The organism is Massilia rhizosphaerae (assembly GCF_016093545.1).
GTDB lineage: Bacteria > Pseudomonadota > Gammaproteobacteria > Burkholderiales > Burkholderiaceae_D > Telluria > Telluria rhizosphaerae.
Genome location: NZ_JADKYX010000001.1, coordinates 633,118 through 659,806, shown reverse-complemented (window position 1 = coordinate 659,806; position 26,689 = coordinate 633,118). Strand labels below are relative to the sequence as shown.

Below are 26,689 nucleotides of genomic sequence, written 5' to 3'. Positions count from 1 at the left end.
CAGTGAAAGGAGCGGCGTGGAATCCCAAGTCAAATCTTCCGTGATGGACGCGATCGGCGACACCCCCGTCGTCAGGCTGGGACGTCTGTTCCCCGGCGTGGACGTGGTGGCGAAGCTGGAATACATGAACCCGGGCGGCAGCATCAAGGACCGGATGGTGCGCTTCATGCTGCAAAGCCTGCCGGCGGGCACGGCGCATGTCGTCGAGAGCTCGTCCGGCAACACGGGGGCGGCGCTCGCCATGGCCAGCGCCGTGCTCGGCCTGCGCTGCGACGTCACCGTGCCGCAGACGACGAGCATCGAAAAGATCAAGCGCATCCGCGCCTACGGGGCCGAGGTGCACCTGTGCGCGCCGGAGGACGGCCGCGATCCCGCCGGCGGCTACCAGGCCGTGGCCGAGCGGCTCGCGCAGGGCGAGAACATCCACTACCTCGACCAGTACCGCTCAGCGCTGAACCGCGAAGCCCATTACCGCGACACGGGACCGGAGCTGTGGCGGCAGGTGGCCGGCGAGGTCGACGTGTTCGTGTGCGGCATCGGTTCGGGCGGCACGATTTCCGGCATCGGCCGCTACCTCAAGGAACAGAAGCCGGACGTGGTCGTGCTCGGCGTGGAACCGCGCAACTCGGCATACCGCAAGGTCGTCTCCGACGTGTCCGCGGAAGGGCCGTTCGTGAGCGTCGTCGAAGGCGTGGGCAAGTGCCAGGCGTCGCGCAGCTTCGACCCGGACGTCGTGGACGACGTCGTGCAGATCGCGGACGAAGACGCGCTGGAATGGTGCCGGCGCCTCGCGGCGGAGGAGGGCATCCTGGCCGGCGGATCGAGCGGCTGCGTCGCGGCCGGCATCGCGCAGCTGCTGCCGCAGCTGGCGGGCAAGCGTGTGGCCACTGTGTTCCCGGACTCCGGCGTGTACTATCTGTCGAAGTATTTCTGACTCACTCTGATCCTGGAGGCTGCGGTGTCGGACCTCGTTGCCCTGCTCGGTGCCCGCATCCCCGCCAACCTGGCGCCCTTCATGCTGGCCAACGTCGCGACGCCCGCCGTGCGCGGCTTGCGGCACGGCCCGGATTGTCTCGCGCGCCGGCTCGGGTGCCCGTGCGGCAGCTGGGAGCTGAGGCTGCGCACGGCGCGGCGGCAGGAGCGGCGCGGCCTGTTCGGCCGCAAGACGGTCGCAGCGCCCGTCGCACCGGTCCACGCGGCGTGTCCCGTGTGCGGGCGTGACGTGCTGCTGTTCGACCCGGCCCGGCACGGCTGGAGCGGCCGCCACGGCGACGGCGTGCGCCCGCACGCGGACGACGAGGCGTGGTTCGGCCCCGTGGCCGGCGAAGTCGTCGTCGTGTATTCGTACGAAGCGGAAGACGATTACCGGGCGATGCTGGCCGATGGCTGCCCCGATCCGCAGGACTGGTTCGACTGCTTCGCGATCGTGTTCCGCGCGCCGGGCGCGCAGCCCGTGCTCGTGCTGGCCCAGGCGCGCGCCGGCGCCTAGCGGCGGCCGGCCAGGTATTCCACGCCGTCCGGGCCGTAGCTTTCGCGGTGCGGTTCGTCGCGGCGCAGGTGGAACACGTCGCCGGGGCGGTAGATCTTGATTTCGCCGCCCGCGTGGATGCGGACTTCGCCCTTGAGGATCAGCGCCTTCGCTTCGAACGGATGGGCGTGGTCGTCGAGGCGGCCGTCCGGTTCGCGCCGCACCAGCACCGGCGCCGCATAGCCTTCCGCCTCCAGGGTGTCGAGAAACTCTTGTTGTTCCATGCTCGGCTCGCAACTCGTCGCTTTTGGAATGGGCCGAGTGTAGCATCCATGACGGGACACGCGGCGTACGCGCCGCCAGCGGCCGCTAGGCGCCGGCGCGGGCGAGGCGGGCGCGCCGGCCCTCCGCCGCGCGGTAGCCCGCGGCCAGCGCGACGAGCCAGGCGGGGATCAGCCACACGGACAGGCGCAGTTCCGGCGTCGCATACATGACCGCGACGATCCCGCCGAGATAGAGCAGGCAGGCCCAGTTCGTGAACGGATAGAGCGGGCTCGGGAACGCCGTCCGCTGGCCCGCGGCGCGCTTGGCGGCGCGAAAGCGCAGGTGCGACCAGCTGATCATCGCCCAGTTGATCAGCATGCCGGCCACGGCGAGGCCCATCAGCAAGCCCAGCGCCTTGCCCGGCACGGCGTAGTTGACGCCCACGCACAGCGCCGTGGCGACGGCCGACACGCCCAGCGACGCGAGCGGCACGCCGCGCTCGTTCACGCGCAGCAGCGCGCGCGGCGCGTGGCCCTGCACGGCCAGGCCGTACAGCATGCGGCTGTTGGAGTACACGCAGCTGTTGTAGACGGACAGCGCGGCCGTCAGCACGACGACGTTCAGCACGTGCGCGACGACGCCGGCATCCAGCGCCTTGAAGATCAGCACGAACGGGCTGGCGCCGGGCACGATCTGGTCCCACGGATACAGCGCCAGCAGCACGGCCAGCGCGCCGACATAGAACACGAGGATGCGCCACAGGGTCTGGTTCGTCGCGCGCGGGATCGAGCGCGACGGATCGGCCGCCTCGGCCGCCGTGATGCCGATGACTTCCAGGCCGCCGAACGAAAACATGATGATCGCCATCGACATCACGAGCCCCTTGATCCCGTGCGCGAAAAAGCCGCCGTGCGTCCACAGGTTGGCGACGGACGCCTGCGGTCCCGCCCCGCCGCTCGCGAGCAGGAACACGCCGTAGACGATCATCGCGACGATGGCCGCCACCTTGATCACGGAAAACCAGAACTCGCTCTCGCCGAACGCGCGCACGTTGATGAGGCTGATGCCGTTCGCGAGCAGGAAGCATCCGAGCGCCGACACCCATGTGGGCACGCCCGGGAACCAGTACTGCACGTAGATGCCGACGGCGGACAGCTCGGCCATGCTGACGAGCACGTACAACACCCAGTAATTCCAGCCGGAGACGAAGCCGGCGAAGCGGCCGCAATACTTGTCGGCGAAGTGGCCGAACGAGCCGGCCACGGGTTCGTCGACCATCATCTCGGACAGCTGGCGCATGATCAAAAAAGCGATCAGGCCGGCGATGGCATAGCCGAGCAGGACCGAGGGACCGGCCAGGCGGACCGTCTCCGCCACGCCGAGGAAGAGGCCCGTGCCGATGGCGCCGCCGAGGGCCATCAGCTGGATGTGCCGGCTCTTGAGGCCGCGGTGGAGTTGGGTGTCGTCGGAGGCCATGATGTCCGCTTGCTAAAAGACAAGGATTCTAAAGCAAACGGCGCCGCCTGGCGCGGGCGTCGGGAACGCCATTTTGTGGCAAAAAAACTGCCTTGCAAAAATGCGGTGGATCAAGCATTCTTGAACCGGCTGCACTTCGACAAGATGACCGGCTTATTCCGCAATGTATCCCGAACGCGGCTTTTAGGAATGTCATGATTCAACCGTCCGATGCCGGGTTTTCCGCGCTGTTCCAGGCGCATCCCGTACCCATGTGGGTGTACGACCTCGAGACGTTCCGGTTCATGGCGGTCAATGCGGCGGCGATCGTGCATTACGGTTACGCTGAAGCGGAATTCCTGGCCATGACGCTTCACGATATCCGTCCGGCGGAAGAGCGGGAGCGGCTGAACGACAATCTGCGACAGCCATCCGTACCGAGTATCGAGAAATCCGGAATCTGGCGCCACGCCAGGAAGGACGGCACGCTCATCGATGTGGAAATCACGTCGCATCCCCTGTGGTTCAACGAACGCGCTTGCCGGTTCGTCCTCGCCCATGACGTCACCGAACGCCTGCAGGCGCAGGACAAGATCGTGCGGCTCAGCCGGATCTATGCGGTGTCGAGCGGGATCAATGCCGCGATCACCCGTATTCATACGCGCGACGCTTTGTTCGACGAGGTCTGCCGGATTGCCGTGCACGTCGGTGCATTCAAGACGGCGTGGATCGGCGTGTTCGATCCGGGGGCGCTCGACGGACGCGTCGTGGCATGGTGCGGCTGCGACCGCCGCGCTGTCGACCGGCTGCGCCTGACCTTGCGTGCCGACAGCGTCGACAGTGCGAGGCCGGCATGCGTTGCGGCACGCGAGGCGCGGACGGTGATTTGCAATGACGTCGGAGCGGATGCCGGGCTGGCGCCGCTGGCAAGGGAACTGCTCGAGCAAGGCCATGTCGCCATCGCCGCGCTGCCGCTGTCGTCGGCCGGCCGCGTCGTCGCCGTGATGGTGTTCCTTGCGGATACCGTCGGGTTCTTCAATGTCGAGGAAGTCAAACTCCTCGATGACCTGGTCGGCGACCTCGACTTTGCGCTGCAGTTTATCGACAACAAGGAGCGGCTCAGTTATCTGGCGTATTACGACGTGCTGACCGGACTGGCGAACGCCAGGCTGTTCGAGGACAGGCTGGCGCAATTCATTCTCGCCTCGCCGGCCGGGCAGCACGTCGGCACGATTCTGGTGAATATCGATCGATTCACGCAATTGAACGATGCGCTCGGACGCCACATGGGCGACGCGCTGCTCAAGCAGGTCGCGCAGCGGCTCGACGCGGGGCTCCCGGGCGGCGTCAGCCTCGCCCGGATCGGCGGCGCCACCTTTGCGATCGCCATCGCCGAACTGGCGCAGGATGCCGATCTTGAACGCGTCGTGGAAGACGCGATCCTGGGGGCGATCAACCAGCACTTCCAGCTCGATGGGAACGAGGTCCGCATTCACGCGCGCGCCGGGCTGGCGCTCTTTCCCCGCGATGGCGGCGACGCCGAGCAGCTGCTCAAGCACGCGGAAGCGGCATTGCAGAGCGCCAAGCGCCGCGGCAAGACGTATCTGTATTACTCGCCGGCGATGAATGCAGCCCACGCATCCAGGCTCGCGCTGGAATCGGAGCTGCAGCGTGCCCTCGATGCGCAGGAATTCGTCGTGTACTACCAGCCGCGGGTCGACCTGGTGAGCGGACGCATCGTCAGCGCCGAAGCGCTGATCCGGTGGCGGCATCCCCGGCGCGGACTGGTGTTTCCCGGAACCTTCATTCCGCTGGCGGAAGAGGTCGGATTGATCGAACCGATCGGCGCCTGGGTGGTCGATACGGTCTGCGCCCAACAGGCGCGTTGGCTGCAACGGCAGGTCGACGTCGTGCCGGTCGCGGTCAATCTGTCTGCTGCGCAACTCAAGAATGGCAACATCGTGCAGAACATTTCCGATGCGCTCGCCAAGCATCGGCTCCCGGCCCGCCATATCGAATTCGAGCTGACGGAATCCATGGTGATGAACGACCTGGATATGGCAGCATCCAATCTCCGGACCTTGAAGGAGCTGGGCATCCAATTGTCCCTGGACGATTTCGGAACCGGCCATTCTTCGCTTGCCCACCTGCAGCGTTTTCCGTTTGACGTGGTCAAGATCGACCGGGCGTTCATTCGTGACGTGAATGCCGATACCGGCAACGCGGCGATTGCGACGGCGATCATCGCCATGGCACACAGCCTGCATCTGCGTGTGATCGCGGAAGGGGTCGAGACCGAAGCGCAACTGCAATTCCTGCGCCGGCGCCGCTGCGACGAACTGCAGGGCTTTTACTTCAGCGAGGCGGTGCCGGCCGAGCAATTCGAGACGATGCTCGTCGAGAAAATGCAGCTGGCGCTTGGACAACTCGTCGACGAAGATACTTTGCTGATCGTCGACGACGAACCCAGCAACCTGTCGACGTTGCGGCGACTGCTGCGGCGGGAAGGATACCGCGTACTGACGGCCGGCGGGGGACAGGAAGGTCTCGAGCTGCTCGCCGTGAACAAGGTGCAGGTCATCATTTCCGACCAGCGCATGGCCGGCATGTCCGGGACCCAGTTCATGGGGATCGTCCGGGAGCTCTACCCGGATACCATCCGCATCATCCTGTCGGGATTTACCGACCTCGCGGCGGTGACGGACAGCGTCAACCAGGGGGAACTCTTCAAGTTCATGACCAAGCCGTGGGAGGATGGCGAATTGGTCAGAAATGTCCGCGACGCATTCCGGCTGCACCGGCAACGCAACGGCTAGGGATCGGTCTGCATTCAGTCTCCAGGATGGCCGATGGCCGCGCGGATACGCTCGGCCACTTCGAATACCGCCATGCCGGCCGCCATCGCCGCGACGAACAGCAGCGTGGACCGCCCGCCGACCGCCAGCGCCGTCAGCGCCGGACCGGGACAATAGCCGATCAGGCCCCAGCCGACCCCGAACGTCAGGCTGCCCAGCACGAGCCGCGCGTCGATGCGGCCCGCGCCCGGCAGGTGGATGACGCTGCCGAACAGCGGCCGCACGCGCGTGCGCGCGACCCGGAAGGCGATGGCGGCGACGAGGATCGCGCCCGCCATCACGAACAGCAGCGACGGATCCCACGTGCCCGCCACGTCGAGGAAGGCGAGCACCTTGGCCGGGTTGCTCATGCCGGACAGGATCAGGCCGGCGCCGAACAGCAGGCCGGACAGGAAAGCGGTGACGAGGTTCATGGCGCGCCTCCCAGCACGTGGCGGACGACGTAGACGGTGACGAAGCCGGCCGCCACGAAGCACGCCGTGGCCAGCAGCGAGCGGGGCGACAGGCGCGCGATGCCGCACACGCCGTGGCCGCTCGTGCAGCCGGACCCGAACCGCGTGCCGATCCCGACCAGCAGCCCGCCGGCCGCGAGCAGCGCGGGCGAGTGGTCGATCTGCGCGGGCGGCATCGCGCGCAGCGTCAGCCACACGATGGGCGCGAGGAACAGCCCGGCGATGAAGGCGACGCGCCAGGCGAAGTCGCCTTTCGCGGGCCGCAGCAGCCCGCCGAGGATGCCGCTGACGCCCGCCACGCGGCCGTTGGCGAGCAGCAGCAGGGCCGTCGCCAGGCCGATGAAGATGCCGCCGGCAAGGGATGCCCAGGGCGTGAAATGGAGCCAGTCGATGCGCATGTCATGTCCTCCTTGCAGCGGGATGCCGCCTGTCGTGTGATGGACATGCGGCGCGTGCCCGCGGTTCCGCCGGCTCAGGCGCGGCTCGCGAGGAGCCGGTCGATCCGGTTGCCGTCCATGTCCACGACTTCGAACCGCCAGCCGTCCCAATCGAGCCGGTCGCCGGGGCGCGGGATCACGGCCAGCTGGTACAGCAGGAAGCCGGCCAGGGTGTGGTAGGCGCCGCTGTCCTCGTCCGGAAAGCGGATGGCGGCGCCCGTCAGGTAGCGGAAGCGGTCGAGCACCATGCCGCCGTCCACGAACCAGCTGCCGTCCTCGCGCTGCACGGCGTCCGGCTGGCCGTGGTCCACGGACGGCGTGACGTCGCCGACGAGCGCGTTCATGACGTCCGTCAGCGTCACCATGCCCTGGATGTCGCCGTATTCGTCGACGATCATCGCCAGCTCCGTGCGGCTCTGCTTGAGTTGTTCCAGCAGGTCGATGGCGCTGCTCGATTCCGGCACGTACAGGATGGGCTCGACGGCCGCGCCGATGTCGATGCCCTGCAGCGATTGGCCGCGGATGGCCTGGCCGAACAGGTTGCGCGCGCGCACGATGCCGAGCACCTGCGAGCGGTCGCCCCGGTAGACGGGGAAGCGGCTGTACGGCGACTCCGCGATGCGCGCGAGATTGCGTTCCAGCGGCTGGTCGAGGTCGAGGAATTCCAGGTCGACCCTGGGCGTCATCAGCGCCCGCAAATGCCAGTCGTCCAGGCGCAGGGCGCGCGCGGCGATGTCGTACTCGGCTTTCTCGAACACGCCCGCGTCCGCGCTTTCCTTGATCATGCCCGTCACTTCTTCCTCGGTCGGGGTCTCGTCCTTCTGGCGGTGCATGCCGAGGAGGCGCATGATGGCGTCCGTCGTCATCGCCAGCAGCCGCACGAACGGGTGCGCGAGGCGCGACAGCACGTGCAGCGGGCGCGCGGTCGCGGCCGCCAGCGTTTCCGGATACAGGATCGCGATGCGCTTGGGCACCAGTTCGCCCAGCACGACGGAACAGAAGGCGATGCCGACGACGACGACGGCCAGCGCCACGGGCCGCGCATAGTCGTCCCGCACGCCGAGCGCGGCCAGCCTGGGCGTCAGCCGGGCCGTCAGCGACGCCTCGCCGTACGCGCCGATGAAGATGCTGATGAGGGTGATGCCGACCTGCACCGTGGACAGGAAGCGGCTCGGGTCTTCATGCAGGGCGAGCGCGGTGCCGGCACCGGCGCTGCCCTCGGCCTTCATCTTGTCCAGTCGCAAGCGCTTGGCCGAGACGATGGCGAGCTCGGACATGGCGAACGCGCCATTGAGCAGGATGAGGGCAAGGATGATGACGACGTCGGCCATGCGGGTCCCGGGCTCGGCCGGGACGGCCCATGCCGCCTGCCGGCGGGTCGATCATCGCATGTCGGCAATCGTGCGCCAACGGGCGCACCGTTGCGCGCTCAGGGTTTTGCCGGATTGAAATGCTTCGCGATCCCGGCCCAGCAGTCCTGGTAATTCGCCTGCAACTGCGGCGATTGCAGGGCGTACGGCGTCGCCACGAGCGGGTTGCGGGTCTCGAACATGAACGCCATCGTGTCCGTGACCTTGTGCGGCCGGCTCGTGTCGGCGCTGCTGGCCTTGTCGAACGTGGCGGCGTCCGGGCCGTGGCCGCTCATGCAGTTGTGCAGGCTCGCGCCGCCCGGCACGAAGCCGTCCGACTTGGCGTCGTAGGCGCCGTGCACGAGGCCCATGAATTCGCTCGCGACATTGCGGTGGAACCAGGGCGGGCGGAACGTGTCCTCGCCGGCCAGCCAGCGGGGCGGGAAGATGACGAAATCGAGGGTGTCGACACCCGGTGTGTCGGACGGCGCCTGCAGCACGAGGAAGATCGACGGGTCCGGGTGGTCGTAGCTGATCGAGCCGATCGTGTTGAAGTGGCGCAGGTCGTATTTGTACGGCGCGTAATTGCCGTGCCAGGCGACGACGTCCAGCGGCGAGTGGCGGATGCTTGCGCGCCACAGATTGCCGCCGAATTTCGCGACCAGTTCGAAATCGCCTTCGACGTCTTCGTAGCGCGCCACCGGCGTGAGGAAATCGCGCGGGTTGGCGAGGCCGTTCGAGCCGATCGGGCCCAGGTCCGGCAGGCGCAGCAGGGCGCCGAAGTTTTCGCAGACATAACCCCGTGCTTCGCCATCCGGCAGGTCGACGGCGAAGCGCACGCCGCGCGGGATCACGGCGATCTGCTGCGGTTCCACCTCGACGAGGCCGAATTCCGTCGCGATCGCCAGGCGCCCCTGCTGCGGCACGACCAGCAGTTCGCCGTCGGCCGAATAGAAATAGCGGCCGCGCATGGCTTGGTTCGCCGCGTACACGTGGATCGCGCAGCCGGACATGGCGGCGGGCGAGCCGTTGCCGGCCATCGTCACGAGGCCGTCGATGAAGTCGGTGGGAGAGTCGGGCATCGGCAGCGGACTCCAGCGCATCTGGTTCGGCGAGGCGGCCATGCCGTCGAAGCCCGCGGCGATGCGGCCGTTGACCATCGGCGCGAACGGGCCGTGCAGCGCGGCCGGGCGGATGCGGTACAGCCAGGATCGGCGGTTGTGGCTGCGCGGCGCGGTGAACGCCGTGCCCGAGAGTTGCTCCGCATACAGGCCGTAGGCGGCCCGCTGCGGCGAATTGCGGTGTGCCGGCAGGGCGCCGGGCAAGGCTTCCGTCGCGAATTCGTTGCCGAAGCCGGACATGTAACCTTCAGTCGATGCAGTCAAGGGTTTCTCCAGATTCCGTGGTGTTTACGACACTGTAGAGGAGTGCGGCCGATTTTACGAGGTGAATACAAAAATGTAGACTATTTAGTCCATCAATAACACTATCTCGTGCATGATCGAACCCACTAGCATCGACCTGAATCTGTTGTCGGTATTTCAGGAGGTCTACCGCGAACGCCAGATCTCGGCCGCCGCACGGCGTCTGGGCCTGACGCAATCGGCCGTGAGCAACGCGCTGGCGCGGCTGCGGCGCACGTTCGGCGACGAGTTGTTCGTGCGCACGGCGCACGGCATGCAACCGACGCCGCTCGCGCAGCAGATGGCCGAGCCGATCGGCGCCGCGCTGGCCCAGGTGGCGCTGGCCCTGTCGCAGCGCAGCCGGTTCGAGCCGGCCACGAGCGGCCGCCGGTTCACGCTGGCGATGACGGACGTGGGCGAGGTGTACTTCATGCCGGTGCTGATCGAACGCTGCCGTGCGGCGGCGCCGAACGTGGAAATCGCGTCGATCCGCGCGAACGGCCTGACGTTGAAGGACGACATGGAGACGGGCCGGGTCGATCTCGCCATCGGCGCGTTCGAGGACGTGTCGGAAGCCCTGTATCACCGGGCCTTGTTCCGCCAGCCGTTCGTGAGCATGTTCCGCAAGGACCATCCGCTGGCGAAGGGCGACGTGGACCTGGCGCGCTTCGTGGCGGCGCCGCACCTGATCGTCGATGCGGCCCAGAGCCCTTACGACCGCATCAATGGATTGCTGGAAAAGGCCGGGGTGACGGCCGGGGCCCGGTTCCGGGTGCCGCATTTCACTGCGGTGCCGTACATCGTCAGCACGAGCGAGCTGGTGGTGACGGTGCCCCAGAAACTGGCCGAGAGCGCGGCAAGCCCGTTCGGCCTGAAGTGGATCGAGCCGCCGCTCGCCCTGCCGACGTTGCAGACCAACGTCTTCTGGCACCGGCGCTTCAACCACGATCCCGGCAACCAGTGGCTGCGGGGACTGATCGCCGACGTGTTCGCCGAATGACAGGTGAACGCGCCGGGAGGCGCGAACATTTTAATGAAAAGAGGATAGACAATGGCCGACCTGTTTGACAATCCGATGGGGCTGATGGGCTTCGAATTCGTGGAATTCGCATCGCCCACGCCGGGCGTGCTGGAACCCGTGTTCGAGGCGCTGGGCTTCACCAAAGTGGCCGTGCACCGTTCGAAGGACGTCGTGCTGTACCGCCAGGGCGACATCAACTTCATCGTCAACAACGAGCCGAAAAGCGCGGCCTATTATTTCGCCGCGGAGCACGGCCCGTCGGCCTGCGGCATGGCCTTCCGCGTGCAGAACGCGCACAAGGCCTATGCCCGCGCGCTGGAACTGGGCGCCCAGCCGCTGGACATCCCGACCGGCCCGATGGAACTCCGCCTGCCCGCCATCAAGGGCATCGGCGGCGCGCCGCTGTACCTGATCGACCGCTTCGAGGACGGCAAGTCCATCTACGACATCGACTTCGAATGGATCGACGGCACGGAACGCCACCCGGCCGGCCACGGCCTGAAGCTCATCGACCACCTGACGCACAACGTCTACCGGGGCCGCATGGCGTATTGGGCCGGCTTCTACGAGAAACTGTTCAACTTCCGCGAGATCCGCTACTTTGACATCAAGGGCGAGTACACGGGCCTGACGTCGAAGGCGATGACGGCACCGGACGGCATGATCCGCATCCCGCTGAACGAGGAAGGCAAGGCGGGCGGCGGCCAGATCGAGGAATTCCTGCTCAAGTACAACGGCGAGGGCATCCAGCACATCGCGCTGCTGACGGACGACATCTTCGCGTCGGTCGACGCCCTGCGCGCCGCCGGCGTGCCCCTGATGGCGGCGCCGCCGGCCACGTATTACGAAATGCTGAACGACCGCATCCCGGGCCATGGCCAGGACATCGACGCGCTGAAGGCGCTCGGGCTGCTCGTCGACGGCACGGTCGAGGGCGGCAACCAGCGCTTGCTGCTGCAGATCTTCTCGGAGACGCAGCTGGGGCCCGTGTTCTTCGAATTCATCCAGCGCAAGGGTGACGAGGGATTTGGCGAGGGCAATTTCAAGGCCTTGTTCGAATCGATCGAGCGGGACCAGTTGCGCCGCGGGGCCCTGAAAACGGCCGCGTGACGGCATGGTGGGTGTTTGATGCCGGGGGCATCAAACACGGGCGCCCACCCTACCTGCGCAAAACCATCAACGTTTTCAGCCGTAGGGTGGGCACCCCGTGCCCACCAAAATTCCGTCGCGAACTAAAACATCAATATTTTCAATGTATTGAGCGATTTTTCGCGAACACGCGTGCGCTTCATTTCCAGACAAATATCTGAATGTTGCGCCCATGTCTCATTCTCGGGTTTCCCACAGATTTTCCCACCGGTTTGTAACCAAAAGCGTCTGGGTCGGCACTAGAATTTCCGTACGGCATCACTGCCGACCGACTTTCGACAACCCATTCCCGAGATCATGAGCACCCGACATCGCCCGGCCCCGTGGCCGACCCGGCGCCTTGCCCCGTTGACCCTTCTGCTGGCGGCCGCCGCCCCGTGCGTGCACGCCGCCGACGCCGCCGCGGGCAGCCCGCTGACCACGACGCTGTCCGTCAGCTCGCAATACATCTCGCGCGGCATCCGCCAGACGTGGGGTAAGCCGGCCGCGCTGGCGGAGGTCGACTACGCCCACCCGAGCGGCTGGTCCGCGGGCACCCTGGTCACCAACGTCAGCGACCGCTTCATCGAGAACGGCACCGTCGAATGGGACCTGTACGGCGGCTACAGCGGCACGGCCGGCCCGCTGGGCTGGTCCGCGACCGTCTACTGGTACAAGTATCCGGGCGCCCGCATCGGCGCGACGGACACCGCGTTCGACTACGGCGAACTGTCCGCCGGCATCAGCTGGAAATCGCTGTACGTCCGCTACAACACCACGTACAGCCACGACTTCTTCGGCATCCAGAACGCGCGCGGCACCGGCTACCTGGACGTGGGCGCCGACCACCCGCTGACCGAGAAGCTGACCCTGAACCTGCACGCCGGCGACGGCCGCGTGGCCGGCAGCGGCAACGATATCTGGAACTGGCGCGACATCAAGGCCGGCCTCACCCGCCAGCTGGAGGACGGCTGGACCGTTGCCCTGAACTACACCCGCGCCATCGGCGCGACGGGCGTCTACGACCGCTACACGACGGGCGTGCCGCGGGCCGACGGCCGCCTGGCCGTGTCCAACGTGGCGCACCGCGCCGTCGTGGTGTCACTGACCCGCAAATTCTGATCCGAGGAGAGAGCATGAGACGCAACCCCCTGTCGTCGTTGTCGTTGTCCCTGACGGCGAAGATCTGCGCGACGGCCACCACGCTCGTCGTGCTGAGCCTCGCGGTCACGTCCGCCGTCATCGCCGTGCGCAGCAGCGACAACGCCGAGGAGGCCAGCATGCAGCAGGCGCGCACGTCCGCGCGCGAAGCGGCGGCCGCCGTGCAGGCGCAGCTGGGGCCGAAGCTGGGCGCCGTCTTGAACCTCGCCGCCGCCATGAGCGCGCTGCGCGAGGAGGACATCGCCCCCGCGCGGCCGCAGGTCGCCGCCATGACCCGGGCGACGGTGCGCACGTCGGACGACTTCATCGGCGGCGCCGTCACGTGGGAGCCCAACGCGCTGGACGGCAAGGACGCCGACTACGCCGGCAAGGCGCCGGAATACGACGCGTCCGGCCGCTACATGCCGTACTACACGCGCAACGCGGACGGCACCATGCACGTGGAACCGATCATCTGGCCGACCACGCCCGGCGCCAACGACTGGTACGACGTGCCGAAGCGCACGCGCAAGGTGTTCTTCACGGAGCCGTACTCGTACCCGATCGACGGCAAGGACGTCATGCTGGCCTCGCTCGTCGCGCCGATCCTCGTCAAGGGCGAATTCCGCGGCACGGCCAGCGCCGACTTCAAGCTGGCGCACCTGGGCGAGATCCTCGGCCGCATCAAGGTGCTCGACGGCGGCCGCCTGGCGCTCATCTCGAACGGCGGGCTGTACGCCAGCCACCCGGACGCGGCGAAGAACGGCAAGAAGGCGGACGACCTGCCGCCCGCCGCGCTGGCGGCCGTGCGGGCCGGCCGGACCTATGAATACATCGACCATGCCGGCATCGTGCACCTGGTCGAGCCGCTGCAACTGCATCCGGACATCGCGCCGTGGGCGGTCAAGCTGTCGTTCCCGCACAGCGTCGCAACGGCGGCCGCGCGCCGGCTGATGGGCTATTCGCTGTTCGCGTCGCTGATCTGCGCCGTCGTGGCGGCCATCGTGATGGTCACCGTGCAGCGCCGCCTCACCCGGCCGCTGCGCATCCTCGGCACGACGATGACGGACCTCGCCAGCGGCAACGCCGACCTGAACGCCCGCCTGGACGAGAAGGGCCGCGACGAGCTGGCGCTGATCGCCGCCGGTTTCAACGGCTTCGTCACCAAGATCCAGGACGTGCTGTTGCAGGTGCGCGAGAGCGCCGGCAGCGTGGCCGCGGCCAGCGTCGAGATCAGCCGGGGCAATATGGACCTGTCCGGCCGCACCGAGCAGCAGGCCGGTTCGCTGGAAGAGACGGCGGCGTCGATGGAAGAACTGACGTCCACCGTCAAGCAGAACGCCGACAACGCGCGCCAGGCCAACCAGCTCGCGCTGTCCGCGTCGGACACGGCGCGCCGCGGCGGCGCCGTCGTGGCCGAAGTCGTGGACACGATGGCCGCCATCGACACGGCGTCGCGCAAGGTCGTCGACATCATCGGCGTGATCGACGGCATCGCGTTCCAGACCAACATCCTCGCGCTGAACGCGGCCGTCGAGGCGGCGCGCGCCGGCGAGCAGGGACGCGGCTTTGCCGTCGTCGCCACCGAGGTGCGCGCGCTGGCGCAGCGCAGCGCCGGCGCGGCGAAGGAGATCAAGGCCTTGATCGGCGACGCGTCCGGCAAGGTGGAAGCGGGCAGCGCGCTCGTGCAGGACGCGGGCCGTACGATGGAGGACGTCGTCGCGAGCGTGCGCCGCGTGAGCGACATCGTGGCCGAGATCACGGCCGCAAGCAGCGAGCAGAGCATGGGCATCGGCCAGGTCAACCAGGCCATCGCGCAGATGGACGGCACGACGCAGCAGAACGCGGCCCTCGTCGAGGAGGCGGCTGCCGCCGCGGACAGCCTGCACCAGCAGGCCGACCTGCTCGTGGCGCTGGTGGGCCGGTTCCGCCTCGACGGCGCTGCCGCGGCGGCGGACCGCCCGGCCATCGCGGCCCCGCCTGCGCGCAAGGCCCTCGCCGCGGCGTGAACGCCGGCGGCTGCGCGCCGCCGGTAACGCACGCCCGTGCGGCGTTGCTGCTATCCTTGGGCATCCATGGATGTTCGCCGAAGGAGGTCTCTTGCTGCTCGCGTTTGCCGTACTACTCGTCTTCCAGTGTCTCGGGGAGGGTCTCGTGTTCCTGGCCGGGGTGCCGGTGCCCGGACCGGTCGCCGGCATGCTGCTCCTGCTCGCGGCGCTCGTCGCGTTCCCGCGCCTGGCCGGGATCGTGGAGGCGGGCGCCAACGAATTGCTGCGTCATCTGTCGTTGCTGTTCGTGCCGGCCGGCGTCGGCATCGTCGTGGCGGCGGCCAGCGGCAGCGGGCACTGGCTGGCGATCTGCGCGGCCGTCGTCGGCAGCACGTTGTCGACGCTCGCCGTCACGGCGCTGGTGCTGCAGGCGCTCACGCCCGCGCATAAGAGAAAGGAGGGCGGCGATGTTTAAGTTCGCGGAACTCACCCATTTCTGGGTCTACCTGTCCGCCTCGCCGCTGCTCGGACTGACGATCACCCTGTGCGCCTACGTGTTCGCGCAATGGGTGTACGCGCGCTGCGGCTTTTCGCCGCTCGCCAATCCCGTCGCCATCGCGATCGCGCTCGTGAGCCTCGTGCTGGCCGCGAGCGGCATGTCGTACCCGCGCTATTTCGCCGGCGCGCAGTTCGTCCACTTCCTGCTCGGCCCCGCCACCGTGGCCCTCGCCGTGCCGCTCGCGCGCCAGGTGCCGCGGCTGCGCCGCAGCCTGTTCCCGCTCGCGTGCGCGCTGCTGTCCGGCTGCGCGACGGCGATCGTCAGCGCCGTCGGCATCGCCGTGCTGATGGGCGCATCGCCGGAGCTGGCGCGTTCGCTGGGCCCGAAGTCGGCGACGACGCCCATCGCGATGGCCGTGTCGGAGCACCTGGGCGGCGTGCCAGCGCTGACGGCCGCTCTCGTGATCTCCACGGGCATCTTCGGCGCCGCCACGGCGCGCTTCCTGATGCAGGCATTGCGGATCGAGTCGCACGCGGCGCAGGGCCTTGCGCTGGGCGTCGCGGCGCACGGCATCGGCACGGCGCGCGCCTTCCTGGTCAGTCCGGAGATGGGGGCCTATGCCGGCCTGGGGATGGGCATGAATGGGGTGCTGACGGCGCTGCTGGCCCCTTGGCTCGTGCCGTTGCTGCTCGGCTGGATGGGGCAATGAAGAAGCCCGCAACCGCGTGCGGACGCGGTTGCGGGCAGGGCCGGCGCGAGGTCACGCCATGCCGGGGGAGCGCAGACGGCCTCTCGCCGCTGCGAAAAACGCCTGTCGACCGGCCTTCAAGCCGGCTTGCGGGTGAACGCGCGGGCCGCGAACAGGGCGCTGGCGACGCCGACGACGATGGCGGCCGTGCTGCCGGAAAAGCCGACGGCCGTGTTGGCGGCGATCTTGCCCGCTTTCGGCGTCACCAGTTCCAGGCGCCGCTTCGTCATCTGCGCGCCCAGCTCGCACAGGCGCTCGTGGCTCAGCGACTGCTCGGCGTCCGGCAGCAGCACGGTTTCCTCGTCGGCCACGTGGTGCTGGACGTCGCGCATCAACTGGAACACGAGTTCGTCGTGGCGCGGCGATTTCGGATCGGTGCGGCGCAGTTCGGCGATCACGGCGCGCATCTCGTCGTGTTCCGGCACGCTCTTGTCCATGACCTTCTGGTCGTGGGCGCGCGGGCGCAAGGCGGGATAAAAGATTTCTTCCTCGAGCGTCGCGTGGATTTCCAAGGCGTCGCAGATCGTTTCCGCCAGCGCCTTTTTGACGCTGGGCCGCTTGTCGCGCGTGTATTGGTGGAACGTCACCATCACGTGCGAGTGATCGAAGCGGATCATGTCGGTGATGGATGGACTGAGTTTTTTCAGGGAAAACATGAAGGTCTCCTGTGCGCTGGTTGGACCGTGGGCTCGTTAGATGCATGGTAGTGCGGGCGCTAGAGCTGCCGCGTAGGAGGGCGCCGCACGGTCTTGTCGGCCGATGACGCATGGGGCGTCCGGCCCAGGCTGGCACACTCGGCTGGCTGTCGCTTGCAATCCTACACAGACACGGCTTCGTTGCTGATTACCCGGTGCCGCAACGCTGCGATGATGGCGGCAACCGGGCGCGCTTCGGCGCGTTCGTTTGTCCGCGCGGTAACGCAGGACGCGTTCCGCGCGGGCCATCCAATCCAACACTGGAGGAATCGGAATGTTTGCACACAACAAGCGCCTGCAGTACACCGTGCGCGTCAGCGAACCGAATCCCGGCCTGGCCAACCTGATGCTCGAACAATTCGGCGGTCCGCAGGGCGAACTGGCCGCGGCCATGCGCTACTTCACCCAGGCCGTGGGCGAGGACGATCCGGGCCGCAAGGACATGCTGTTCGATATCGCGACCGAGGAGCTCAGCCACCTGGAGGTCATCGGGCACATCGTCGCCATGCTGAACAAGGGCGCCAAGGGCGAGCTGGCGGAAGCCGTCGACGGCGAGGCGGAGTTGTACCGCAAGATCCAGGGCGCGGGCAACGACAGCCACGTGACGCAAGTGCTGTACGGCGGCGGTCCGGCGCTCGTCAACTCGGCCGGCGTCCCGTGGTCGGCGGCCTACATCGACACGATCGGCGAGCCGACCGCCGACCTGCGCTCCAACATCGCCGCCGAAGCGCGCGCGAAGATCGTCTACGAGCGCCTGATCGCCCTGACGGACGACCCGGGCGTGAAGGAGGCGCTGGGCTTTCTCATGACGCGCGAGATCGCGCACCAGAAGTCGTTCGAGAAGGCGCTGTACGCGATCGCGCCCAACTTCCCTCCGGGGAAAATGCCGGGCGACCCACGCTTCGCCAACACCTATTTCAATATGTCGCAAGGCCCGGGCGAGGTGCGCGGCTCCTGGAACCAGAGCGAGAACTGGGACTTCGTATCGGACCGCGACAAGCAGATGGCCGTCGACGGCGGCACGGGCGAGGCGGACGTCAAGCTTCCGGCCAAGGACATCGACATCCTCAAGCAGATGGCCGACCGCACCACGTCCGATCCGACCATCGACCCGCCGACGGGCGCCGAACTGGGCATGGGTAACCAGACCCTCGCCGACGGCATGACCGTGAACCCGGGCGCCCAGCCCAGCGCGGGCGCGCCGCCGCTGCACTGACGCCCCCACGGCCGAGGGCGCGCAGCCTTCGGCCGCTCAAATAAATTCGGGGTCAGAGCACTTTTCTGGCGAAATTCGGGGTCAGAGCACTTTTGGGCACACAATCTCCGGAGCAGTTTTTTTCGCGCGGATCGAAGCCGGCCCACGGATTCACACGGAGATCGTGCGCACACCGCAGGCTAGCCGGCGCCAGATGTTGACGCGCGGATGATGATCCAAACTGTGCTCTGACCCCGAATTCGAGCCGAAATGTGCTCTGACCCCGAATTTCGCGGGTAAAAAAATGCCCCGGCTCGACCGGGGCATAAGCTCTGCGATGAAAGCGTCGTTCAGTTTCGGATCTCGAGGGCCCGGTTCAGGCTCAGGGCCGCCAGGGAGCCCAGGGCGCCGGACAGCAGGTAGAGGCTGACGTACCCCAGGCCGAAGTTCGCGGCCAGGCCCAGCGCGACGAGCGGGGCGAAGGCGGCGCCCACGAGCCAGGCGAGGTCGGACGTGAGGGCGGCGCCCGTGTAGCGGTATTGCGGCAGGAAGTTCGACGTCACGGCGCCGGCGGCCTGGCCGTACGACAGGCCCAGCAGCAGGAACCCGACGAGGATGAACGTGTTCTGGCCGTTCACGCCGCCATCCATCAGCGTGGGGATGAAGACGGAGAACAGCGCGATCAGCGCCGCCAGCGTGCCCAGCGTGTTGCGCCGGCCGAACTTGTCCGCGATGATGCCGGACGCCAGCACGCCGACGATGCCCAGCCCCGCGCCCATCATCTGGACCTGCAGGAATTCCGCCATCGAGCGCGTGTCGTACAGCTGGATCCACGACAGCGGGAACACGGTCACCAGGTGGAACAGCGCATAGCTGCACAGGGCGGCGAGGGCGCCGATGACGATGTTCGTGCCCTGGTGGCCGATCACTTCGCGGGCCGGCGCCGGGTCGAGCTCATGCTCGTCGAGCAGGTGCGTGTAGTCGGGCGTCGACACGAGCCGCAGGCGGGCGAACAGCGCGACGACGTTGATCGCGAACGCCACGTAGAACGGATAACGCCAGCCCCAGACGAGGAAGTCGTCCTGCGACAGCTCGGCCATCAGGTAGGAAAACAGGCCCGCCGCGATGATGAATCCCGTTGGTGCGCCAAGTTGTCCCAACATGGCGTACCATCCACGCTTGTTTTCCGGGGCATTGAGCGCGAGCAGCGAGGGCAGCCCGTCCCACGAGCCGCCCTGGGCGACGCCCTGGCCGATGCGCAGGATCGCGAGGGAGATGATGGACCACTCGCCCCAGCGCGAATAAGTGGGAAGCATCGAGATGGCGACCGTCGCTGAGCCCATCAGGAACAGGGCGATGGTCAGCTTGATCTCGCGGCTGTACCAGCGCTGGAGCACCATGAAGAACAGCGACGCGATCGGCCGCGCCACATAGGCCAGCGCGAAGATGGCGAACGAGTAGAGCGTGCCCTCGAGCCGGTCGGCGAACGGGAAGAACACGGCGGGGAACACGAGCACCGAAGCGATCGCGTAAACGAAGAAGTCGAAGTATTCGGAAGCGCGGCCGATGACGACGCCGACCGCGATCTCGCCCGGCGCGATGTGACCGTCGCGGGCATTGATGTTCCGGGCCCCGGAGTGGGGTGCTGTGATGGGAGCGGCTCCTGCGCCGCCGTACGTATTCGGGGTGCCTTGCATGTCTTCGTCTCCTTATCAGCCGACGGCCTTTGGACCCTCTGAAATGCTGCAATACGGAAAAGGGTAGGACAAAACGTCCAATCGCCAAACGCACGCCGTTGGCGTTACATTAGCATGTTATTTTTCCCATGTAACGTAAAACAAAAGCATGATTCCTAAGACCCTCCGTCGCGGAATGTTCCTCTCCCCCCTGATGGCAGCCCTTGCCGGCTGCAATACGGTGGTGATGAACCCTTCCGGTGACATCGCCAAGCAAGAGGCGCATTTGATCATCGTGTCGGTGATCCTGATGTTGCTGATCATCGTACCGGTGTTCATTCTGATCATCGTCTTCGCCCGTAAATACCGGGCGAGCAATACCGAGGCGGCCTACGAGCCGGATTGGGACCACTCCACCAAGCTCGAACTCGTCATTTGGGGCGCGCCCCTCCTGATCATCATCGTCCTGGGCCTCGTGACCTGGATTTCCACGCACAAGCTCGACCCGTACCGTCCGCTGGACCGCATCGCCGAAGGGCGTCCGGTTCCCGCATCCGCCAAGCCGCTGGTGATCCAGGCCGTGGCGATGGACTGGAAATGGCTGTTCATCTATCCGGAGCAGGGCATCGCCACCGTGAACGAACTGGTCGTTCCCGTCGACGTGCCGGTGCGCTTCAAGATCAGCGCGACGTCGGTCATGAACGCCTTCTACGTGCCGGAACTGGCGGGCATGATCTACGCGATGCCGGGCATGGAAACGACGCTCAACGCCGTGCAGAACAAGCCGGTGCAGTCGATCGGCTTCTCCGCCAACTACAGCGGCGCCGGCTATTCGGACATGCGCTTCGGCTACCGCGGCGTGTCGCAGGGCGACTTCGACGGCTGGGTCCAGTCGGTCAAGGCCGGCGGCGGCAACCTCGACCGCGCCAACTACCTGACGCTCGAAAAGCCGAGCATCAAGGAACCGGTGCACCGTTACGCGGCCGTCGACAACGACCTGTTCTACCGCGTCCTGAACCGCTGCGTCGCCGACGGCGTCGTGTGCGAGGACAAGATGATGAACGAAGATGCCAAGAAGGCGCGCGAAATGGCCATGCGTAACCCGACCCAACGAGTCGCAGCGATCCGCCTGGCCCAGGCCGGCGGCGCGGTCTGCGCCAAGCCCAATGATCCTGTGAAGAAGAAGTAATCATGCACGAGCAATTTGACTTAACGAAGTTGATCTTCGGTCGGCTCAGCTGGGAAGCGATTCCCTACCACGAGCCGATCCTGATCGGAACCTTTATCATGGTGGCGCTGGGCGGCCTCGTCGTCCTCGGCCTGCTCACGAAATTCAAGCTGTGGGGCTATCTCTGGAAAGAGTGGTTCACCAGCATCGACCACAAGAAGATCGGCATCATGTACATGGTGCTGGGCCTCGTGATGTTCCTGCGCGGCTTTGCCGACGCGCTGATGATGCGCGCCCAGCAGGCGTTCTCGTTCGGCGATTCGCACGGCTTCCTGCCGCCGCACCACTACGACCAGGTCTTCACCGCCCACGGCGTGATCATGATCTTCTTCGTGGCGATGCCGTTCGTGACGGGCCTGATGAACTACGTCGTGCCCCTGCAGATCGGCGCGCGCGACGTGGCGTTCCCGTTCCTGAACAACTTCTCGTTCTGGATGACGACGGCCGGCGCGATCCTCGTGATGGCCTCGCTGTTCGTCGGCGAATTCGCCCGTACCGGCTGGCTGGCGTACCCGCCGCTGTCCGGCATCCTGGCGAGCCCGGACGTCGGCGTCGACTACTACGTGTGGTCGTTGCAGGTCGCGGGTGTCGGCACCTTGCTGTCGGGCGTGAACCTGATCGTGACCATCGTCAAGATGCGCGCGCCGGGCATGGACCTGATGAAGATGCCGGTGTTCACCTGGACCGCCCTGTGCACCAACATCCTGATCGTGATCACCTTCCCGATCCTGACCGCCACGCTGGCCATGCTCGGCCTGGACCGCCTGTTCGACACGCACTTCTTCACGAACGAGCTGGGCGGCAACGCCATGATGTACGTGAACCTGATCTGGATCTGGGGCCACCCCGAGGTCTACATCCTCGTGCTGCCGGCCTTCGGCATCTACTCGGAAGTCGTCGCGACGTTCTGCAACAAGCGCCTGTTCGGCTACTCGTCGATGGTCTACGCGACCTGCGTGATCATGGTCCTGTCGTACCTCGTGTGGCTGCACCACTTCTTCACGATGGGTTCGGGCGCAAGCGTGAACTCGTTCTTCGGCATCACCACGATGATCATCTCGATCCCGACGGGCGCGAAGATCTTCAACTGGCTGTTCACCATGTACAAGGGCCGCATCCGCTATGAACTGCCGATGATGTGGACCGTGTCGTTCATGCTGACCTTCATCATCGGCGGCATGACCGGCGTGATGCTGGCGGTGCCGTCGGCCGACTTCGTGCTGCACAACTCGCTGTTCCTGATCGCCCACTTCCACAACGTCATCATCGGCGGCGTGGTGTTCGGCATCTTCGCCGGCATCAACTACTGGTGGCCGAAGGCGTTCGGCTTCAAGCTGGACCGTACCTGGGGCGTGCGCTCCTTCTGGCTGTGGTCGATCGGCTTCTGGGTCGCCTTCACGCCGCCGTACATCCTGGGCTTCATGGGCGTGACCCGCCGCATGAGCCACTTCGACGACGAGTCGATCCACTGGCTGTTCCAGATCTCGCTGCTGGGCACCCTGATGATCGCCGCCGGCATCGGCTGCCTGCTGATGCAGATCGCCGTTTCGATCATCAACCGCAAGAAGCTGGCCGACGTGACGGGCGATCCGTGGAACGCGCGTACGCTGGAATGGGCGACCTCGTCGCCGCCGCCGGCCTACAACTTCGCGTTCACCCCGGTCGTGCACGACAACGACACCTGGGCCGACATGAAGAAGAACGGCTACCAGCGTCCGCTGAAGGACTTCGTCGCCATCCACATGCCGAAGAACACCTGGGCCGGTCCGGTCATCCCGGGCATCGCGTTCGTCATGGCGTTCGGCATCATCTGGCACATGTGGCTGCTGGTGGGCGTGACGTTCGTCGCGATGATCGCTGCCGCCATCTACCACACGTTCGATTACAAACGCGACTACTACATCCCGGCGGACGAAGTGACCCGCACGGAAGAAGCTCGCACCCGCATGCTGGAAGCCCATGTCTGACATTAACGTAACCCACGCCGGCGCCGCGAGCGCCGACCCGAGCTCGCGCTTCTACGTGCGCGAGCACCACCCGGAAAACGGCACGCTGCTCGGTTTCTGGATCTACCTGATGAGCGACTGCCTCATCTTCGCCTGCCTGTTCGCGACCTATGCCGTCCTGGGCCGCAACTACGCGGGCGGTCCGTCCGGCGCCGAGATCTTCGAACTGCCGACCGTCGCGCTGAACACGGCGTTCCTGCTGTTCTCGTCGATCACGTACGGCTTCGCCATGCTGGCCGCGCAGAAGAAGAACGTGAAGGGCACCCAGATGTGGCTGCTCGTCACGGGCATCTTCGGCGCCTGCTTCCTGTTCCTGGAACTGCAGGAATTCGCGCACCTGATCGCCGAGGGCAACGGCCCGCAGCGCTCGGGCTTCCTGACCGCGTTCTTCTCGCTGGTCGGCACGCACGGCCTGCACGTGACCTTCGGTATCGTGTGGCTCGTCACCCTGATGGTCCAACTCGGCAAGCACGGCATCACCGCCGCCAACTACCGCCGCCTCGCCTGCCTGTCGATGTTCTGGCACTTCCTGGACGTCATCTGGATCGGCGTGTTCACCTATGTCTACCTGATGGGAGTCCTGCCATGAGCGACCTGCACCACGCCCACGCCCACGGCCATGACCACGGCCACCACGACGACGAACTGCACGCCCACGGCAGCTTCAAGGATTACTCGATCGGCTTCATCCTGTCGGTGATCCTGACGGCGATCCCGTTCTGGCTGGTGATGACCCACCAGCTGGCGCCGGGCACGACCAAGTTCGTGATCCTCGGCTTCGCCGCCGTGCAGGTCATCGTGCACATGGTGTACTTCCTGCACATGAACTCGAAGTCGGAAGGCGGCTGGAACATGATGGCGCTGATCCTCACCATCATCCTGCTGTTCATCGTGCTGACCGGCTCGATCTGGGTCATGTACCACATGAACGCCAACATGATGCCCAACATGGGCAACGACGGCGGTTCGGTACACGGCATGCACGACATGCAGTAATGGCGCGGGACGATCACGCAGCGCCGTCCGCTCCCGGCCGCCGGGGTTTCTCCCCGCTGCTGGCGATCGCGGCGCTGCTGCTGGTCGTCCTGTTCGCCGGTCTGGGCACCTGGCAGGTCTATCGCCTGCAATGGAAACTGGACCTCATCGCACGCGTGAACGCACGCGTGCACGCCGCCCCGGCGCCGCCGCCACCGCGCGCGCGCTGGGCCGGCATCACCCCCGCATCCGACGAGTACCGCCGCATCGAGCTGCACGGTGCTTATCTCTACGATCTCACCACCCCCGTCCAGGCCCTCACGGAAGAGGGCAGCGGCTACTGGCTGCTCACGCCGATGTGCACGGCGGACGGCATCATCCTCGTCAACCGCGGCTTCATTCCGGCCGAACTGGGCGCCCCCACTCGCTACACGCCGCGCAAGGCGGCGGGCGATCCGTGCGCCGGCGCCGGTCCCGCGGTCGACGTCACCGGCCTGCTGCGCACGAGCGAGCACGCCAGCCTGGTCACGCGGACGAACGTGCCGGCCGCAGGGCGCTGGTACACCCGCGACGTGGCCGCCATCGCCGCCGCGCGCGGCCTCGCCGCGGCGCCGTTCTTCGTCGACGCCGCCGCCGGCCAGAACCCGCCCGGCAGTCCCGACCGCCCGGTGGGCGGCCTCACCGTCGTGACATTCCCGAACAGCCACCTCGTGTACGCGATCACTTGGTATGCTCTCGCCTTGATGGTCGCGGGTGCCTGGTGGTGGGCCGCGCGCGGCCCCGGACACGACACCGATGACTGACACGACCAAGCAACTGAACCGCGTTTTCGACCCGGGCGCCGCCGCGCCGGCGCGCACGACGTCCGCCGCCGACGTCGAATACGTCGCTGGCCACAAGAACATGCTGCAGCTGATCGAGCTGCGCTGGATCGCCGTCATCGGCCAGATCACGACCATCGCCGGCGCGATCCTCGTGTTCGGCGTGCGCCTGCCGCTCGTGCAGATGCTCGAGGTGCTGGCCTGCCTCATCGCCTTCAACATCGCCAGCCACCTGCGCTGGCACGAACACCGGCCCGTCACGAACAGCGAGCTGTTTCTCGCCCTGCTCGTCGACGTGGCCAGCCTCACGATGCAGCTGTACCTGGCGGGCGGGACGACGAATCCGTTCGCCTTCCTCTACCTGTTGCAGGTGATCCTGTCGGCCGTGCTGCTGGAGGCGTGGTCCACGTGGACCATCGTCGCCATCACGTTCGCGTGCCTGGCCGGCTTGTCCGTGTTCGCCAAGCCGCTCGCGCTGCCGTTCGACCACGCGCGCGGCATCTCGAGCCTGTACGTGCAGGGCATGCTGATCTGCTTCACCGTGAACGCGGCGCTGCTCGTCGTGTTCATCTCGCGCATCACCAACACCCTCAAGGGCAAGGCGGCCCAGCTGGCCGACCTGCGCCAGCGCGCGGCGGAGGAAGAGCACATCGTCCGCATGGGCCTGTTGGCCTCGGGCGCCGCGCACGAACTGGGCACGCCGCTCGCCACCTTGTCCGTGATCCTGGGCGACTGGAAGCGCATGCGCGAATTCAAGGCCAATCCCGACTTGCTGGAAGAAATCACGGAGATGGAAACGCAGCTGAAGCGCTGCAAATCCATCGTCAGCGGCATCCTGCTGTCGGCCGGCGAGGCGCGCGGGGAATCCGCCGCGCGCACGACGATCCGCGGCTTCCTCGACAAGCTCGTCGAGGAATGGCAACATAGCCGCCCCGTGCGCGGATTCGACTACCGCAACGGCATCGAGCACGACCTGCCGGTCGCCTTCGATTCCGCGCTCAAGCAAATGATCGACAACGTGCTGGACAACGCGCTCGAGGCGTCGCCCGACTGGGTCGGCGTGGAAGCGGGCGTGGCGGACGGCATCCTCGTATTGACCGTGCTCGACCGCGGCCCCGGTTTCGCACCCGCGATGCTGGCCCAGTTCGGCAAACCGTACCAGTCCAGCAAGGGCCGTCCCGGCGGCGGCCTGGGCCTGTTCCTCGTCGTGAACGTGGCCCGCACGCTGGGCGGCACGGTGCAGGCGGTGAACCGTCCGGAAGGCGGCGCGGCCGTCACGCTGACCTTGCCGCTGTCCGCGATCGCGCTCGACAAGGAATTGAAACATGCCCATTGATGACGACAAAGATGACGAAGAGCGCCTCCTCCTGATCATCGAGGACGACGACGCCTTCGCCCGCACCCTGGGCCGCTCGTTCGAGCGGCGCGGCTACCAGGTGCTGCAGGCGCCCGGCCTCGACGAGGCGCAGGAGCTGCTGAAGGACCATTCGCCCGGCTATGCCGTCGTCGACCTGAAACTCAAGGGCAACAGCTCGGGTCTCGCCTGCGTGCAGATGCTGCACGCGCACGACCCGGACATGCAGATCGTCGTGCTGACGGGTTTTGCCAGCATCGGCACGGCCGTCGAGGCGATCAAGCTGGGGGCCTGCCAGTACCTGGCGAAGCCGTCCAACACGGACGACATCGAAGCCGCCTTCGGCCACGTCGCGGGCAACACCGACCTCGAGCTGACGAACCGCTCCACGTCGATCAAGACGCTGGAATGGGAGCGCATCCACGCCGTGCTGGCGGAAACGGATTTCAATATTTCGGAAGCGGCACGCCGCCTCGGCATGCACCGGCGCACCCTGGCGCGCAAGCTGGAAAAGCAGCGCGTCAAATAGCCG

General features: G+C 66.7%; 26 protein-coding genes. 18 read left to right on the top strand and 8 right to left on the bottom strand.

Going from position 1 to position 26,689, the window contains the following annotated elements:
• Positions 1-16 precede the first annotated feature (16 nt).
• Together ISF28_RS02780 and ISF28_RS02775 are read left to right on the top strand one after the other, a co-directional pair.
• Positions 17-934 carry a PLP-dependent cysteine synthase family protein gene (locus tag ISF28_RS02780; RefSeq protein ID WP_370663379.1) on the top strand — a complete coding sequence of 306 codons (918 nt, stop codon included), beginning with the start codon at positions 17-19 and terminating at the stop codon, positions 932-934.
• A gap of 24 nt (positions 935-958) precedes the next feature.
• Complete coding sequence (locus tag ISF28_RS02775; RefSeq protein WP_198115589.1) at positions 959-1,489, top strand: hypothetical protein; 531 nt, start codon at positions 959-961, stop codon at positions 1,487-1,489.
• Here ISF28_RS02775 and ISF28_RS02770 read toward each other — a convergent pair.
• Together ISF28_RS02770 and ISF28_RS02765 are read right to left on the bottom strand one after the other, a co-directional pair.
• A complete protein-coding gene (locus ISF28_RS02770) occupies positions 1,486-1,752 on the bottom strand; it encodes a cupin domain-containing protein (RefSeq protein ID WP_198115588.1) in 267 nt (88 codons plus the stop codon). The two genes, ISF28_RS02775 and ISF28_RS02770, sit on opposite strands and share 4 nt — an antisense overlap.
• A gap of 85 nt (positions 1,753-1,837) precedes the next feature.
• Positions 1,838-3,208, bottom strand: a complete 1,371-nt coding sequence (locus ISF28_RS02765) for an amino acid permease (protein ID WP_198115587.1) — start codon at positions 3,206-3,208, stop codon at positions 1,838-1,840.
• A gap of 9 nt (positions 3,209-3,217) precedes the next feature.
• On the opposite strand from ISF28_RS02765, the gene ISF28_RS02760 reads away from it, so the two are divergent.
• Complete coding sequence (locus tag ISF28_RS02760) at positions 3,218-3,406, top strand: hypothetical protein (protein WP_198115586.1); 189 nt, start codon at positions 3,218-3,220, stop codon at positions 3,404-3,406.
• Positions 3,403-6,003, top strand: coding sequence for an EAL domain-containing protein (locus ISF28_RS02755; RefSeq protein WP_198115585.1), 2,601 nt, complete (start codon positions 3,403-3,405; stop codon positions 6,001-6,003). The genes ISF28_RS02760 and ISF28_RS02755 overlap by 4 nt, the downstream gene beginning before the upstream one ends.
• 14 nt (positions 6,004-6,017) lie before the next feature.
• On the opposite strand, the gene ISF28_RS02750 is transcribed toward ISF28_RS02755, so the two are convergent.
• From ISF28_RS02750 to hmgA, 4 genes are all read right to left on the bottom strand, one after another.
• Complete coding sequence (locus ISF28_RS02750) at positions 6,018-6,455, bottom strand: DUF6691 family protein (protein ID WP_198115584.1); 438 nt, start codon at positions 6,453-6,455, stop codon at positions 6,018-6,020.
• The gene (locus tag ISF28_RS02745; RefSeq protein WP_198115583.1) at positions 6,452-6,892 is read right to left on the bottom strand and encodes a YeeE/YedE family protein; all 441 of its coding nucleotides are present in this window, start codon (positions 6,890-6,892) and stop codon (positions 6,452-6,454) included. Before ISF28_RS02745 ends, ISF28_RS02750 begins: the two co-directional genes overlap by 4 nt.
• Before the next feature lie 74 nt (positions 6,893-6,966).
• Positions 6,967-8,262, bottom strand: a complete 1,296-nt coding sequence (locus tag ISF28_RS02740; protein WP_198115582.1) for a hemolysin family protein — start codon at positions 8,260-8,262, stop codon at positions 6,967-6,969.
• Between the two features lie 98 nt (positions 8,263-8,360).
• The gene (gene hmgA / locus ISF28_RS02735) at positions 8,361-9,641 is read right to left on the bottom strand and encodes a homogentisate 1,2-dioxygenase (protein WP_198115681.1); all 1,281 of its coding nucleotides are present in this window, start codon (positions 9,639-9,641) and stop codon (positions 8,361-8,363) included.
• A 136-nt stretch (positions 9,642-9,777) separates the two neighbouring features.
• On the opposite strand from hmgA, the gene ISF28_RS02730 reads away from it, so the two are divergent.
• The 6 genes from ISF28_RS02730 to ISF28_RS02705 all read left to right on the top strand — a co-directional run bounded on the left by ISF28_RS02730 (position 9,778) and on the right by ISF28_RS02705 (position 16,168).
• A complete protein-coding gene (locus tag ISF28_RS02730) occupies positions 9,778-10,683 on the top strand; it encodes a LysR family transcriptional regulator (protein ID WP_198115581.1) in 906 nt (301 codons plus the stop codon).
• Between the two features lie 51 nt (positions 10,684-10,734).
• Positions 10,735-11,814: a 4-hydroxyphenylpyruvate dioxygenase gene (hppD, locus tag ISF28_RS02725; RefSeq protein ID WP_198115580.1), complete on the top strand. Its 1,080-nt coding sequence runs from the start codon at positions 10,735-10,737 to the stop codon at positions 11,812-11,814.
• Between the two features lie 336 nt (positions 11,815-12,150).
• Complete coding sequence (locus ISF28_RS02720) at positions 12,151-12,954, top strand: TorF family putative porin (protein ID WP_198115579.1); 804 nt, start codon at positions 12,151-12,153, stop codon at positions 12,952-12,954.
• Between the two features lie 14 nt (positions 12,955-12,968).
• Positions 12,969-14,981: a methyl-accepting chemotaxis protein gene (locus ISF28_RS02715; protein ID WP_198115578.1), complete on the top strand. Its 2,013-nt coding sequence runs from the start codon at positions 12,969-12,971 to the stop codon at positions 14,979-14,981.
• A 91-nt stretch (positions 14,982-15,072) separates the two neighbouring features.
• Positions 15,073-15,435: a CidA/LrgA family protein gene (locus tag ISF28_RS02710; RefSeq protein WP_198115577.1), complete on the top strand. Its 363-nt coding sequence runs from the start codon at positions 15,073-15,075 to the stop codon at positions 15,433-15,435.
• Positions 15,428-16,168 (top strand): LrgB family protein, encoded by a 741-nt coding sequence (locus ISF28_RS02705; RefSeq protein WP_198115576.1) that lies wholly within the window; start codon positions 15,428-15,430, stop codon positions 16,166-16,168. Before ISF28_RS02710 ends, ISF28_RS02705 begins: the two co-directional genes overlap by 8 nt.
• Before the next feature lie 116 nt (positions 16,169-16,284).
• Here ISF28_RS02705 and ISF28_RS02700 read toward each other — a convergent pair whose 3' ends face one another.
• On the bottom strand, positions 16,285-16,863 hold the full coding sequence (locus ISF28_RS02700; protein ID WP_198115575.1) for a hemerythrin domain-containing protein: 579 nt from the start codon (positions 16,861-16,863) through the stop codon (positions 16,285-16,287).
• A 313-nt stretch (positions 16,864-17,176) separates the two neighbouring features.
• On the opposite strand from ISF28_RS02700, the gene ISF28_RS02695 reads away from it, so the two are divergent.
• Positions 17,177-18,118, top strand: a complete 942-nt coding sequence (locus ISF28_RS02695) for a manganese catalase family protein (protein WP_198115574.1) — start codon at positions 17,177-17,179, stop codon at positions 18,116-18,118.
• A 329-nt stretch (positions 18,119-18,447) separates the two neighbouring features.
• Here the strand turns inward: ISF28_RS02695 and ISF28_RS02690 are convergent, their stop codons facing one another.
• Positions 18,448-19,794: an MFS transporter gene (locus ISF28_RS02690; protein WP_198115573.1), complete on the bottom strand. Its 1,347-nt coding sequence runs from the start codon at positions 19,792-19,794 to the stop codon at positions 18,448-18,450.
• Between the two features lie 148 nt (positions 19,795-19,942).
• Here ISF28_RS02690 and cyoA point away from each other — a divergent pair, with 148 nt between their 5' ends.
• Genes cyoA through ISF28_RS02655 form a run of 7 tightly spaced genes read left to right on the top strand, consistent with a single transcriptional unit; the run spans position 19,943 to position 26,686 of the window.
• Positions 19,943-20,962, top strand: coding sequence for a ubiquinol oxidase subunit II (gene cyoA, locus ISF28_RS02685; RefSeq protein WP_198115572.1), 1,020 nt, complete (start codon positions 19,943-19,945; stop codon positions 20,960-20,962).
• A 2-nt stretch (positions 20,963-20,964) separates the two neighbouring features.
• A complete protein-coding gene (gene cyoB / locus ISF28_RS02680) occupies positions 20,965-22,968 on the top strand; it encodes a cytochrome o ubiquinol oxidase subunit I (RefSeq protein ID WP_198115571.1) in 2,004 nt (667 codons plus the stop codon).
• Complete coding sequence (gene cyoC, locus ISF28_RS02675; protein ID WP_198115570.1) at positions 22,961-23,596, top strand: cytochrome o ubiquinol oxidase subunit III; 636 nt, start codon at positions 22,961-22,963, stop codon at positions 23,594-23,596. The genes cyoB and cyoC overlap by 8 nt, the downstream gene beginning before the upstream one ends.
• On the top strand, positions 23,593-24,003 hold the full coding sequence (gene cyoD, locus ISF28_RS02670) for a cytochrome o ubiquinol oxidase subunit IV (protein ID WP_198115569.1): 411 nt from the start codon (positions 23,593-23,595) through the stop codon (positions 24,001-24,003). The genes cyoC and cyoD overlap by 4 nt, the downstream gene beginning before the upstream one ends.
• Entirely contained in the window at positions 24,003-24,785 is a 783-nt protein-coding gene (locus ISF28_RS02665; RefSeq protein WP_198115568.1) for an SURF1 family protein, read from the top strand. Before cyoD ends, ISF28_RS02665 begins: the two co-directional genes overlap by 1 nt.
• The gene (locus ISF28_RS02660; RefSeq protein ID WP_198115567.1) at positions 24,778-26,139 is read left to right on the top strand and encodes an ATP-binding protein; all 1,362 of its coding nucleotides are present in this window, start codon (positions 24,778-24,780) and stop codon (positions 26,137-26,139) included. Before ISF28_RS02665 ends, ISF28_RS02660 begins: the two co-directional genes overlap by 8 nt.
• Positions 26,129-26,686 carry a response regulator transcription factor gene (locus tag ISF28_RS02655; protein WP_198115566.1) on the top strand — a complete coding sequence of 186 codons (558 nt, stop codon included), beginning with the start codon at positions 26,129-26,131 and terminating at the stop codon, positions 26,684-26,686. Before ISF28_RS02660 ends, ISF28_RS02655 begins: the two co-directional genes overlap by 11 nt.
• Positions 26,687-26,689 lie beyond the last annotated feature (3 nt).